This is a genomic window from Amycolatopsis samaneae (assembly GCF_039541975.1).
GTDB classification, from domain to species: domain Bacteria; phylum Actinomycetota; class Actinomycetes; order Mycobacteriales; family Pseudonocardiaceae; genus Amycolatopsis; species Amycolatopsis samaneae.
This window is the reverse complement of sequence record NZ_BAABHG010000007.1, coordinates 73,223-85,908: the sequence shown is the minus strand read 5'-3', so window position 1 is coordinate 85,908 and position 12,686 is coordinate 73,223. Positions and strand designations below refer to the sequence as shown.

At 64.9% G+C, this 12,686-nt stretch carries 12 protein-coding genes; 4 read left to right on the top strand and 8 right to left on the bottom strand.

What is annotated here, in order from left to right:
• Window positions 1-40 precede the first annotated feature (40 nt).
• Window positions 41-871 carry a DUF2399 domain-containing protein gene (locus ABD987_RS44600; protein WP_378214190.1) on the top strand — a complete coding sequence of 277 codons (831 nt, stop codon included), beginning with the start codon at window positions 41-43 and terminating at the stop codon, window positions 869-871.
• Between the two features lie 19 nt (window positions 872-890).
• On the opposite strand, the gene ABD987_RS19360 is transcribed toward ABD987_RS44600, so the two are convergent.
• The gene (locus ABD987_RS19360; RefSeq protein ID WP_345396164.1) at window positions 891-1,334 is read right to left on the bottom strand and encodes a very short patch repair endonuclease; all 444 of its coding nucleotides are present in this window, start codon (window positions 1,332-1,334) and stop codon (window positions 891-893) included.
• Window positions 1,335-1,402: 68 nt separating this feature from the next.
• Between ABD987_RS19360 and ABD987_RS19355 the strand changes: the two genes are divergently transcribed.
• Window positions 1,403-2,704, top strand: coding sequence for a DNA cytosine methyltransferase (locus ABD987_RS19355; RefSeq protein ID WP_345395046.1), 1,302 nt, complete (start codon window positions 1,403-1,405; stop codon window positions 2,702-2,704).
• Here the strand turns inward: ABD987_RS19355 and ABD987_RS19350 are convergent.
• The 3 genes from ABD987_RS19350 to ABD987_RS19340 all read right to left on the bottom strand — a co-directional run bounded on the left by ABD987_RS19350 (window position 2,697) and on the right by ABD987_RS19340 (window position 6,636).
• The gene (locus ABD987_RS19350; RefSeq protein WP_345395043.1) at window positions 2,697-4,523 is read right to left on the bottom strand and encodes a DEAD/DEAH box helicase; all 1,827 of its coding nucleotides are present in this window, start codon (window positions 4,521-4,523) and stop codon (window positions 2,697-2,699) included. The genes ABD987_RS19355 and ABD987_RS19350 overlap by 8 nt on opposite strands.
• On the bottom strand, window positions 4,524-5,930 hold the full coding sequence (locus ABD987_RS19345; protein WP_345395040.1) for a ParB N-terminal domain-containing protein: 1,407 nt from the start codon (window positions 5,928-5,930) through the stop codon (window positions 4,524-4,526). It lies immediately after the preceding gene.
• Between the two features lie 67 nt (window positions 5,931-5,997).
• Window positions 5,998-6,636 carry a hypothetical protein gene (locus tag ABD987_RS19340; protein WP_345395037.1) on the bottom strand — a complete coding sequence of 213 codons (639 nt, stop codon included), beginning with the start codon at window positions 6,634-6,636 and terminating at the stop codon, window positions 5,998-6,000.
• A gap of 648 nt (window positions 6,637-7,284) precedes the next feature.
• Here ABD987_RS19340 and ABD987_RS19335 point away from each other — a divergent pair.
• Entirely contained in the window at window positions 7,285-7,665 is a 381-nt protein-coding gene (locus ABD987_RS19335) for a hypothetical protein (protein ID WP_345395034.1), read from the top strand.
• 681 nt (window positions 7,666-8,346) lie between these two features.
• Here the strand turns inward: ABD987_RS19335 and ABD987_RS19330 are convergent.
• Together ABD987_RS19330 and ABD987_RS19325 are read right to left on the bottom strand one after the other, a co-directional pair.
• Complete coding sequence (locus tag ABD987_RS19330) at window positions 8,347-8,898, bottom strand: SCP2 sterol-binding domain-containing protein (protein WP_345396160.1); 552 nt, start codon at window positions 8,896-8,898, stop codon at window positions 8,347-8,349.
• A gap of 115 nt (window positions 8,899-9,013) precedes the next feature.
• On the bottom strand, window positions 9,014-9,685 hold the full coding sequence (locus ABD987_RS19325; RefSeq protein WP_345395031.1) for an SCP2 sterol-binding domain-containing protein: 672 nt from the start codon (window positions 9,683-9,685) through the stop codon (window positions 9,014-9,016).
• Between the two features lie 125 nt (window positions 9,686-9,810).
• On the opposite strand from ABD987_RS19325, the gene ABD987_RS19320 reads away from it, so the two are divergent.
• Window positions 9,811-10,482: a TetR/AcrR family transcriptional regulator gene (locus ABD987_RS19320; RefSeq protein WP_345395029.1), complete on the top strand. Its 672-nt coding sequence runs from the start codon at window positions 9,811-9,813 to the stop codon at window positions 10,480-10,482.
• Here ABD987_RS19320 and ABD987_RS19315 read toward each other — a convergent pair.
• Both ABD987_RS19315 and ABD987_RS19310 read right to left on the bottom strand, forming a co-directional pair.
• Entirely contained in the window at window positions 10,469-11,317 is an 849-nt protein-coding gene (locus tag ABD987_RS19315) for a MaoC/PaaZ C-terminal domain-containing protein (RefSeq protein ID WP_345395027.1), read from the bottom strand. The two genes, ABD987_RS19320 and ABD987_RS19315, sit on opposite strands and share 14 nt — an antisense overlap.
• The gene (locus ABD987_RS19310) at window positions 11,317-12,654 is read right to left on the bottom strand and encodes a 3-oxoacyl-ACP reductase (RefSeq protein ID WP_345395024.1); all 1,338 of its coding nucleotides are present in this window, start codon (window positions 12,652-12,654) and stop codon (window positions 11,317-11,319) included. Before ABD987_RS19310 ends, ABD987_RS19315 begins: the two co-directional genes overlap by 1 nt.
• Between the last annotated feature and the right edge of the window lie 32 nt (window positions 12,655-12,686).

Sequence of the window (12,686 nt, the reverse complement as noted above, 5' to 3'; positions counted from 1 at the left end):
GAGGAGCTGGGCCGAGCAGGATTTCCAGCCGTGCGCTCACATGACGACTCTGAACGCTGCCCCTCTACCGGGCTGTGCTGCGCGTTCGTTCAGGCCAAAGCGCCGTTTCACCGCCCCCACGGCCGGAAGACTTGCACGAGAACTTGCCTGGCGCCAAGACCGCCGCAGCTCTGCCCAAGCGCATCGGCTGGAGAAACCCCCGGCAACCCCGGATACCAACCGGGTCACGTACGAAGATTTCACCGGGCCTGGTCCTTTGGCTGAGCTCGCGGAATGGCTCGCCCGCCTGCACACCGGGCTGCTGCGGCGGCTGGCGAGAACCACGGGACCGCTCCTCGTGGACCTTGCGCGAGTCCATCGCCCTCTGCGAGAACCCGTCATCGTCACGACCGCCGCCCACCAACTCGGTGCCGCGTGGCCGCCGCTGGTCTGCCCCAAGGCCACCAGGCACCGCGGTCGCGCCTGGCTCCAACACCTGTTCGAAGCGGGCGTCCAGCGGCGCTACCACGGCGACTTCGGCTGGTGCGCCATCCGCATCGCAACTTCCTCTTCGAGCGTCTGCCATACACCCGCGGCGCTTCGACTCGGCAACCTATCGCTAGGCGGTCGCGGTCCACCCCGGCATCGCTCTGGTCGGCAGCCCGCGGTCCCCCTGGGACCCGAGCTTCACCCCGCCATAACCGAGCGCGACGAAGATCGACGAAACACCCCTTCGGACAACGAGCCGACGAACAGGAGCCGGTGGCCCCCTGCGAGCCGCATCAGTCATACTGCCGGATCGCCGCAGCTGACACAGGACTGCTGCCCAGCCATACCCGAGACCACGACACGCCAGTCGATCATGCTAGCCGTCCACATTGGCCGACGCTAAGATCGAACGCGTGTTCGTTCTACGTGATCGCGTCCTCGACGGCCGAAACGGCTTCGAGCAGCGGCACGTGCTCCCAGATCCGGATCACCCGCCAGCCAGCGTCTTCGAGCGCGCTCGTCACAAGCTGGTCACGGTCCATGTTGCGCCGGAGTTTCGGCGTCCAGTACCACTCGTTGCTGGTGGGCTGGCGCCCGTGTTCCGGGCAGACATGCCAGAAGCAACCGTCGACGAAGACCGCGACTTTCCGGCCTGGGAAGACGATGTCCGGCCGGACACGGACACCGTCGAGAACGATGGGAAGATCTTTGCGGTACCGGTAACCAAGCCGATGCAACTCTTTGCGGAGAGTCACCTCCGGCTTAGTGTCTGTACGCTTGTTGGCCCGCATGTTGCGGGACCGCCCTTCGTTCGCGGCGGACGGGTAGGGCTTGGACCTCGCTTCTTTCCCACTGACCGGGTCTATAGGCGGGCTCGGCATGGGCCCGATAGTCTCAGGCGCCACCTCGTCACACCACACCGGGAAGAGCACCGATGACCGCCGCATCCGACGACAGCTCCTTCGAAGTCGTTGAACTGTGCGCGGGTGCCGGCGGACAGGCGCTAGGTTTCAAACGCGCCGGGTTCGCTCACCGGCTCGCGGTCGAGCTGGATGCGAACGCGTACGAGACGCTGCGAACCAACATCAAGGGCACGATCGAGATCAACGAGGAGAAGCGCCCGATCGTGCAGCGAGGCGACGTCGCGGACCCGAAGGTTTTCGCGCCGGAAGAGCACCGGGAAGTAGCGCTGCTTGCCGGCGGGGTGCCGTGCCCTCCGTTCACCATTGCCGGGAAGCAGCTCGGCGCGAACGACGAGCGTGATCTCTTCGCATGGGCCGTCGAGCAGGTTGACAAGGTCCGGCCGCGCGCCCTGATGCTGGAGAACGTCCGCGGGCTCAGCTTGCCCCGCTTCTCCGGCTACCGTCAGTACGTCCTGGACCGACTCGCGGAGTTCAAGTACGTAGCGGAGTGGCGGCTCCTCAACGCGTGCGACTTCGGGGTTCCCCAGCTCAGGCCACGCTTCGTGCTGGTAGCTATGCAAGAGGACGACGCCAAGTTCTTCAAGTGGCCTGAGCCCGTACCCGACGACGAACGCATGACCGTCAGCCAGGCGATCAGTGACCTGATGGGCGTGAACGGCTGGGAAGAGCTCGAGGACTGGAAGAAGGCCGCGGACAAGATCGGGCCGACCATCGTTGGCGGTTCCAAGAAGCACGGTGGTGCCGATCTCGGCCCCACCCGGGCCAAGAGGGCATGGGCTGAACTCGGTGTCGACGCGATGGGCGTAGCCAACGCAGCGCCGGCGCGAGACGACAAGCTCTTGCCGGAGCCGGGCCCCAAGCTCACCAACGAAATGGTCGCCCGCATCCAGGGTTGGCTACCTGGATACGATTGGGAGTTCACGGGCAAGAAGACCTCTCGTTACCGACAAATAGGTAACGCCTTCCCGCCTCCTGTGGCCGAGGCAGTGGGCAAGGCGATAATGCGGGCTTTGAAGCACGAAGGTAAGGCCGTTTCCCGCGAGAGCCCGGACCACGACCCGGTCTACAAGGTGCTCCGGACGCAGGGTGGTTTCGTCTCTGCGCAAAACCTCGCTAGGGAAGCAAGACTGCTCAATGAGGTGGCTGAACTCGAGCAGCGAATCACCCAGCTCCGCCTGGACTTCGAAGTCGAGGAACGCGCACTGAGTGACGGCAGCCTTGCTTACCGGCTTGGGGAGTTCAAGGCGTTCGTCGGTCAGGAAGATCACGAGCGACACGAGAGGTTCAACAAAAACCGGTCCAAGATCAGCTAGACCTAGCGCTCCGAATGTGCGCGAGCAGGGCATCGATGTCTGCCGCGTCCATACCGGCGATCGCTGACGGTTCCTCGAACGGATCGCCTAGCTGCTGAACGGATGCGTCATCGAGGATCTTTCCCATGAACTCCAGCTTCTCGTTGAGCCGCATCGCTACGACCTCGTCCACTGTGGAGCGTGCGGCCAGAATCGTCACCCGCGTCTCTGTGCCCGGCGCAAGACCCAGGCGGTGAATACGGTCCAGACTCTGCAGGAATCTGCCTGCCTGGAAGTCACGGTCGACGTACACGGCGTCATGGCAGACCTGGTGGAGACTGATACCTTCGCCGAGCGTGGCCGGATTGGAGATGAGCACTGAACAATCCGGATCATTGCGGAAGGTCTGAATCTGGTCATCGCGATCCAGCGTGCCACCATGAACGACAGCGGGCTTAAAATCAGCAAGCAATGCCTCCAGTGTCATAATCGAACGGACGAAGCTGGCCCACACAAGAGTTTTTCTCCCATTTTCCGAGTTCTCCTTCACGATAGCCAGAACTTCTTGGTACTTCGGGGGCATTTCGTACTCGGAGAGCGAGCCGAGCAAGCTGTACAGGGGGTCATTGGGTGGGACTTCCAGCGGCGGCACCTGAAGAGATAACGGCTCGTATCTCGTAGCCCCTTCGGACAGAAGCGCGGGGCTGGTCGCAGCCATGATCAGCCGCAAAACACTGCGGCCGAGGGCGTCAAAGTCGGATCGGCTCCGCTCAGCCCGGCTGCTGAAATTCCCGACAATGGCGTCGTAGATCTCCCGGTGCAGGGGTGGAAGGCCCACCATGCGGGTAGCCAGCGACACCGGAGGCAACCCGAGTTCATGCTTGGTTGTCCGGGTGTAAAGAGGCTTCAGAGCACGGCTGGCGTAAACTAAGTTGCCACCGTCGATTGCCTGGGTGACTGCTCGCTTCCCCCGTCCTGGCCAGACAAAGGCCAGCAGGCTTTCAAGATCCTTCGGGCCGTTGGGAGCCGGAGTACCAGTCAGGATCATCCTGATAGAACTGAGCGGGCCGAGCGCCATGCACGCCGCACCATAGACGCCGGCCGTACCCAGCTTCATCCGATGCGCCTCGTCCAGCACCATCATCGTCGGCGCTGATTCCAGCCAGTCAGTAATGAGACCGAGGGACCTGCCCAAACGCTCGTAATTGACCAGCAGTACGTCGGCCGCTAGAGAGGCTCGGCCTCCGAAGACCTGGACGTCCAGTCCGTCGGTAAAGCACTTTTCTCCTTCTTCTCGCCACGCCCCGTAGGCCGACTTCGGGCAGACGACCAGCAAACGACGCACCGTACCGCGCTTTCGGAAGATCGAGAAAGCCGCGAGGGCCACCCGCGTCTTGCCGGCACCCGGAACGCTGAAGTTCGCCCCGTGGCCGAGCGACACAAGCTTCGCTACGTCGCGCTGCTGGAAGGCGGTGAGGTCACCGCACCAATCGGGTTCAAGCTCGTCCGCGACCTCGTCGGCATGGACAACGAGTCCGTCCTCCGCGCCAGTGAGGAAACGCTCGGAACGCTCTGCATCCCTGATCATCGCCATAACCAGGTTGCGGAACGTGCCCTCCCAGGCAACAGACTCAGGTTCCGGCCAGCCTGTGAGCGACTCGAGACCCTCGATGAACTCGTCGATCGGTACGGCGGCGGCGAGGCGCTCCGTCATCTGGCCGCTGGGAAAGGCTGCCAGGAGACTGGCGAGGCTTTCCCGGTGTCGGCTGACCGTCTCCAGTTTCGCTTGGGTTCGGGTCAGGTCGAAGCCGATGACCAAGGTCGGCTGTATTCCAGCCACTCATGACTCCAATTCAAGCACTTGACGCAGCCAGGCTATACCTTCGTGATCGCCTTCGACCGTCTTTGCTGCTTCGACGGCAAGCTTCCGCAGGCCACGCCGGAAGGTGATGACCGCATCGTTGAACGCTTCCGCGTCGACCACTCTCGATGCCCGCGACATCACAAGCTCGGTAACGCACTGCTCGATCTCTGCCGTCGCTGTCTTCAGGCGGTCCGGCGCCGCCTGCTTACGTTTTCGGAGCCGCGCTCTGTCACTAGCAGAGCCGATCGCAACATCCATCGCGTCCTTGAGATCCTTCAGTCGATCGGTGGCTTCGCCGTTGCGCGGGCCCTCACCAGCGATAGCTATCGTTTTTGTCTTCAGCACGGTATCGGTCAATTCTCTGGCCGTCGCGACATCGTCAGACATGCTCTTGACAGAAACACCCAGTCCAGGGATTTCCACCGTCGCGGAGGAGGCCCTTGGCTTAAGCTTGGGAGGCAGAGTGCTGTTCAGGTGACGAGACTGGAAATCCGACTCGATGTGCCGGACGTCGGTCTTGGGGAAACCCAGCACGATAGCCGCGAGCCGCGACTCCTTGAGCAATTCGGCACGATCACCACTTGCTGCCCGTTCCTTCTGGTAACGACGATGCAGCTCTTTCAGTTTCTCCTGATGTTCTTCGAACGTAATGAGCGGAATGCGGCGGCCATCAACCTTACTTCGCTCAATTAGCGACTTGATGCACGAAAAGACCCACATGTCCTGCTTGCAGGCCGGCACCGTGGTTCGGAAGATGGTGGCAATCTTCGCGATCGGCTCTCCCTGGTTCACCAGCTCGTCGATTGCCAGCAGACGATTGATGTACGAGTATGCGCGCCGGTGTTCCTTCCTGAGCTGGAGGGACAACTCGACGCCATGGATGTCCGACCAGTCACACGAGGCAGGCAGCACAGCGACCCTGATGGGTTGCTGTGGGCCCGACAGCTTCAACAGCGCCGCGCGACGTGTGTTTCCGTTGACAAGAACGCCGTCGCGAGTGATGAGGCCAGGGTCGTTCTGCTTGTACTTCTCCAGGCTCTCCATGAGCTCAGTGAACGCAGGGTCTGTCTGGTTTGGATCGGCCGGCAAAGCCTGCAGCAGATGACCGAGATACTCTTGGCTCGCCGTGCTCCACGGCTCGTCTTCGATGAGCTGATCGAGTTTGGCGTCATGGCTGCGCTGAGCGCGGATGCGGTGCGTCGCCGGGTTGTAGTACAGGTCACCGACGGGCATCTGGATCACGTCGAGGTGCAGCTGCCCCCCACGCCACTCGACGGTCTGTGTTTCGCGCGGCCCGCCAGCAGCGGTCACCTCCTTGAGACGGCGCTCGATGAGAGCCCGGTTCTCATCAGCCCGAGGCGGACGACCGTAATCCTTGATCATGATTCTCCTGTACCACCTACGTGCGCAGTGACGACAAACGATATCCGGAACCGCGGCGCCGGCCAGATCAGCCCAGAGATCCGCGCACCACATCCCGAGCGTCAACCGGTAACGCACGGTACTCTGCCCACGCTCGCTCAACCTGGCTGAACGAACGCTCGCCCGCCTCGATCCAGCTGGCAAGGAGCTCACGCTGATCCGGGCTCAGAGCACTGACGCGATCGACGACAGCGGGAAGATCTGCAACGAGATCCTTCGCCCCGACGCGGCAGCGGTTGCACTCGGTGACCAGCTGCACCTCGCGCCGTCCACCTGGCAAGACAACCTCACGGCGTGCGATGTCGAGCTGGGCACCCTCGAACGTGCCGGCGTAGAACTGGCCAGGAGTGATGCCGCATGAACGGCACATGTTGCCATCCTTGGAGATGATTTCCCGCCGTCGCACAGCGCCAATCGCGGGAGCCGAAGCCGGCCGCGAGGCCATCCCCTTCTCCCAAACAGGCTGCCCCTGCTTCACGAAACGCTGCTGAGCCATACTGAGCTCGGGGTCTTCCCGGTTGGTGTCGATGCGCCAGCCGAAACTCCGCAGGTCACGCATCCGGCGATCGATTTGGGAGACCCCGGGGAATGCCGAACGCATCTGCTCTTTGGTGAACACGTTTCCTTCACCAACCTCGGCGATCAGCCACAACGCGACACGCTTCATTGTGCCAAGGTTGCCATCTTTCCATGAGGGCAGCACGTCGGGATACCCACTTTCTTGTCCGAAAAAGAGAGCCGCGGCACGCAGCGGCTTGTCACCTTTGTAGCACGCTCCGGGCGTCGTTCACCGGCTTGGTTGTTTACAAAACTTGCAAACAACCAACATGCCGCCGTTCGCAAAAGCAATTAGTTGAACTCTCAATATTTTGTCGCGAAATATTTTGCGATAGCTAAATTTTGCGATAGCTAAATTTTTCAAAGGAAGCGCCCTCCCCTGGGGGCATCTGGGGCCTCGCGCCGCTCTTCGCGCGCCTTCGCCGCTTCGCGACACGAAGGGACAACGCGACGCGAAGCCGGCGAGAGCTGCTAGGCTGCCGAGGCACTCCTTCACGGTGACTCGTCGCCAGAACCAGAGGAGCGCCTATTCCCAGAGAAGAGGCGTCGCGTGATCCCGCGTCGACGGCGATTAGGAAGGGGAAAGGGGGAGAAACAACCGGCAGGCCGCACAGCAAGGCGAGACACCGTCAAAACACCGCCAGCACCTCTCCGGTCTTTGCTGTGAACAGACTCGAGCGGCTGGCACGGCGAACCCGTAAACCCAGAACGCGGGTACACGCCGCGGTTCAGTGCACCCAAAATAAGGAGAAGGCGAATGAGGACCGATCAAGCCGGGGGGCGCTACCCGCCGGACTCAACTCCGGCACAGCGCGAGCTGGCCAATCTGGTCGACCTGCTGTGCCGATGTATGACACCACGGACACAAGCCGCGCGTGCGCGGCAGCTCTGGATTTCGACTTCCGCGCTGTCTCTCTACGTCAACGCCCGCCGGGTACCCAGCGCAAAGACCCTTGAGCGGCTGCACTCACTCGCCGACCAGGGCGGGCACGCACAGCTTCCGTGCAGCCTGCCCGAGTTGCTTGAACTGCGTGAACTCGCGCGGGCAAGACTGAGCCTTTCCCGGTTCAGCTCTTCCCGCGTCATCCAGGAGTGCAACTGCACGGCACGAGACCAGGAGGAACTCGCATCAGCATGATCACCAGGGGACCGGCGCAACGGAAATTACCCAGGTCCGCTTCGACCGGCGCAACAGAAACTCGCCCGTGTCGGCAAACTCGTCGTTGTCGCCACTGTCGCCACTCCCCCACCGTGACGAACCTTCCTTGCGGCAAGCCAGTGATACGGCTCCGACTGCCCGGCGGGGCTGTCGACGCCACCACCTTGATACACCAGCACGACAGCATGAACATACGAGGACCGCTGACACGCTGGCGGGGACGCATTCCTGTGAGCAACATCACATGTCCTGGTGGTTGCGGATTTCCGCATGGGGCCACGCACGTGTATGTCAAGCGACTGTCACTGTGTTCTTCGCTGACAGTTCTCGTCAACGAACTCGGGGAAGGCCGGCCGGTTGCGCCGGCAAGCACTCGCCGACAGGCCTTCCCCTTCCGCACCCCGTTCCACTGCCCAAACAGCTGTAGGAGCACGTATGTCCAAGTCTAAGCGCTATCGCCGCACCTCGCGGCTGGGTCACCCCGTCGGCAGGTCGAATCGGCCAAGCCGACGCGCATCCGAACAGCCTGGCTGGCCGGCCGCCTTCCTCCACGGTGCGGTCTACACGCTGGGCAAGAAGACGTTCGACTGGTTGGTCGACTTGTTCTGGCCCGGCTCAAACTGACCCTCGGATGCGTAGGGCCTGCTGGACCGGCGGGCCCTACGCGTTCGAGGGCTTGGGGATGTCGAAGTAGCTGCTGAAGCGGACAGCCGGGGCGTACTCGCCCTTGACCTTCACCTTGCCGGTCACGAACATCGCGGCCACCGCGGCGTTGCCGGTCGCCATCCGGATGAAGTCGTCGACGGACAGGGTGATGGTGGTGTCCGGGGTGCGGGCGAGGTCGACGCTGGAGACGCAGGTGCCGTCCTCGATGACGGTCTGGAAACGGTCGAAACCGTCCTCTCCGTCGCCGTCGGAAAAGCGCCAGGAAACCACGAAGTCGACGTGCCGGGCGCGGTCGGGGCGGAAATGCTCGGACATTCTGCGGAATATCTCGTCGAGGAACACCGGACGTAACTCGGGGTGATCCGCGACGGCCTTGAGTTGTTCCTTCGAGGTCTGGCCGAGGATGTCGACGAGCGCCTGGGTCGACAGGGAGCTCAGCTCGATGCCCGCACCGCGACTTCCCAGCATGTGCAGGGTTTCCAGCACCTGGACGAACTCGTCCGGGGTGAGTTTGGCGACCTCGAGATGCGCGGCGAAGCCGTCCAGCGCGTGCCCGGAGCCGTGCCGCGACACGGCCAGCCGGAGCGGCCGCGAAAAGCGCAGCCGCTCGCGCCAGGTGCGGTTCGACGAATTCCGGGACACGAGCGGGAAGTGTAATCGTTCAGGACGGTTTCGGAAGGTCGAAAAAGCCGATCAGGCCGGCGGCGAATGCGAGATCGCCCTTGACCTTGATCTTTCCGGTGACGAACAGTACCGCCGGGGTCGCCTGGTGGGTGATGAGCCGGAAGAAGTCTGTCGGCGCGATCGTGATGGTCACCTTCGGCTTCTCCCGCATCTCGCGGCTGACCGTGCACGCGCCGTGCGAGATGACGGTCTCGTACCGGTCGTAGCCGCCGTCGCCGACGCCACCCGACAGCCGCCAGTGAATGACCGCGTGGACGTTCTTCGCGCGCTCGTGCCGGATGTGCGAGCCCATGCGGTCGAAGATCTCGCCGAGTACGCGCTCACGCAGCGCCCGTTCGGCCACGACGCGCTCCAGTTGCACCCGCGACGCGGCGGCGACCAGGTTCGCGAAGCGGACGGGGTCGACCTTGCTCAGGTCGAACGCGGGCGCGCGCTCCGCGATCCGCACCAGGGCGGCCAGCAGACGCCGGAAGTCGTCCTTGCCCAGATCGCGCGGATTCACCGCGTCGGCGAGTACGTTGACGTCGAGCGCATGCGCCTCCGGGCCGGTCGGGTCGATTCGCTCGACGGCGTCGACCAGCGCCGCGCCACGCAAGCCGCCCAGCCCGGCCCCCGGATCAGTGCTGGTCATCCCGCTGTTGTCCGCCATCGGCCCTTCCTCTCCCTGCCGTCAACTAAGCCTACTCGCCAGTAGGTAAGCGGGGCAAGGCCAGCGGAATGCCCCTTCGACCTCGGCGGCGGGTAGCGTCTTCGCCGTAACAGGGAGGTCTAGACGTGTCCGAAGAGTCCGCTGGAGAGCAGCGTTCACCCGAGCGGGCGAGGCGGCTGCCCCGCGCCGTCCGTGAACGGCAGATCCTGGACGCCGCCGTGCAGGTGTTCTCGCGCCACGGCTACCACTCCGCCTCGATGGACGAAATCTCCGACGTCGCGGGCGTCTCGAAGCCGATGATCTACACCTACCTCGGCTCCAAGGAAGACCTGTTCGGCCAGTGCATCCGCCGCGAGGCCACCCGGCTGCTCGAGGCCATCCAGGACGGCATCAAGCCCGACCTGCCGCCGGACATGCAGCTGTGGCACGGCCTGCGCTCGTTCTACCGGTTCGTCGCCGAGTACCGCGAGTCGTGGACGGTGCTGCACCGCCAGGCGCTGACGGTCGGCGGCAGCTTCGCCACCGAGATCACCGACATGCGCACCCGCGCGATCGAGCTCGTCGCGGCGCTCGTCGTCTCCGCCGGCACCCGCAAGGGGCTCGGCGAGCAGGCCGAGTTCTCCGGCGCCGGGCTTTCGGCGGCGTTGGTCGGGGCGGCCGAATCGCTGGCCGACTGGGCGCTTGACCACCCCGACGTCTCGGACGGCGTCCTCGCCTCGTGGCTGATGAACCTCGTCTGGCTCGGGTTCAACGACCTGGTCGAGGGCGAGATCTGGAAGCCGTCTACAGCGGAGTGACCGAACCTTCGAGGTGCGGCTTCGCCTTGCGCGCGGCCCACAGCTCGAACGCCCAGCCGTCCTCGGCGTGCCAGGTCGTGAACGCGGCCTTGGCGGGCAACAGCACCGGCTGCTTGAACCGGACGTCGACGGTGAACGCCTCCGGCAGCCTGCCCTCGAACGCCGCGAGCGCGTGCGCCTTCGTCCACATGCCGTGTGCGATCGCGGCCGGGAAACCGAACGCCTTCGCGGTGAGCGCGTGCAGGTGGATGGGGTTGCGGTCGCCGGACACCTCGGCGTAGCGGCGGCCGATGTCGCCGGGGACGTGCCACAGCGCGCTCGGCGACGGCGGCGTCAGCACCGCGCGGGGCTTGTCCGAGCCCGAGCCGCCGCCGCGGCGCAGGTACGTGCTCACGTCCGTCCACACGGGAGCGTCCGCCACCAGCAGCTCGCTGACGACGTCGAACTGGCGCCCCTGCGGGTGCGGCCGCAGGTTCTCCGCCCGCACGCGCAGCGTGAACGACTCGTCCAGCCGCAGCGGCCGGTGCTGGGTGATCGTGTTCCGCACGTGCACCATGCCGAGCAGCGGGAACGGGAAGTCCGCCTCGGTCATCAGCGCCATCTGCAACGGGAACGCCAGGATGTGCGGGTAGGTCGCGGGCAGTTCGTCGGCCAGCCGGAAGCCGCAGACCTGGTTGTACGCGGCGAGGTGCGCCGGATCGATGACGACGCCTGCCCGCGCGAACTCGGTGTCCGGCAGCCTGTCCCCGCCGCCTTTGTGGAGCACACCGCCGAGCAGCGCCTTCGGGTACAGCGAGGCCAGACTGGGGGAGCTGTGCAGCTGCTTGACCGCCATCACGCCCCCAGCAGCGCTTGGCCGCAGACGCGGACGACGTTGCCGTTCACCGCGGCCGACGCGGGATTGGCGTACCAGGCGATCGTCTCGGCGACGTCGACCGGCAGGCCGCCCTGGCCGAGGCTGGACAGCCGCCGCCCCGCCTCGCGGATGAACAGCGGGACCGCCGCGGTCATCTTGGTCTCGATGAACCCCGGCGCGACGGCGTTGATCGTGCCGCCGTACCCGGCGAGCTGCTCGGCGCCGACGTCGATCATGCCGATCACGCCCGCCTTGCTGGTCGCGTAGTTGGTCTGGCCGACGTTGCCCGCGATACCGGCGATCGAGGAGACGCCGACGATCCGGCCGTTCTCCTTGAGCACCTTGGCACCGATGAGCTTGTCGTTGACCGCGAGCTGCGCGGCCAGGTTCACCGCGATCACCGAGTCCCAGCCGCCCTCGGTGAGGTTGCCGAGCGTCTTGTCCCGGGTGATGCCCGCGTTGTGCACCACGATGTCGACGCCGTCGTGGCGGGTGGTCAGGTACTCGGCGAGCTTGTCCGGCGCGTCCGCGGCGGTGATGTCGAGTTGCAGCGCCGAGCCGCCGACCTTGTTCGCGACCTTCGACAGATCCGCCCCCTGAGCGGGGATGTCGAGGGCGACGACGTGCGCGCCGTCGCGGGCCAGCACCTCGGCGATGGCCGCGCCGATGCCCCGGGACGCGCCGGTGACCAGAGCGACCTTGCCGTCCAGTGGCTTGTCCCAGTTCTCCGGGGCGGTCGCGGTCCTGGTGTGTGTGCCGATGCGGATGACCTGGGCGTCGACGAACGCGGACTTGGCCGAGAGCAGGAAGCGCAGCGTGGACTCCGTCGCGTCTTCGGCGCCTTCAGCGACGTACACGAGCTGGGCGGTCGCACCGCGCTTCAGTTCCTTGCCGACGGAGCGCACGAAACCTTCCAGCGCGCGCTGGGCGATCCGCTCGCGGCCCTCGGCGAGTTCGGGAGGCGTGCCGAGGACGACGACGCGGCCGGACGAGCCGACGCTGCGGATCACCGGGTGGAAGAACTTGTAGACCTCGCGCAGCTGCTTCGGGTCCGTGACGCCGGTGGCGTCGAAGACGAGGGCGGCGTGCCTGCCCTCGGCCGGGGAGGTGACGACCTCGATCCCGGCGTCGGCGAGCTGGTCCTTCACCGTCTTCTCCAGCCGCCCGCCGGGCGCGGCGCCGAGCAGCGCGGGCCCTTCGAGCGCGGGTTGTCCCGGCTTGTAGCGGCGCAGCGTCGCGGGATTGGGCAGCCCCAGCTTCGGCACCACGAACTTCCCCACCGGGGTCCTCGTGAACTGCTGGTACCTGTCAGCCATCGGTTGCCTCCCGTGCCGGTTGCGTCACTTCG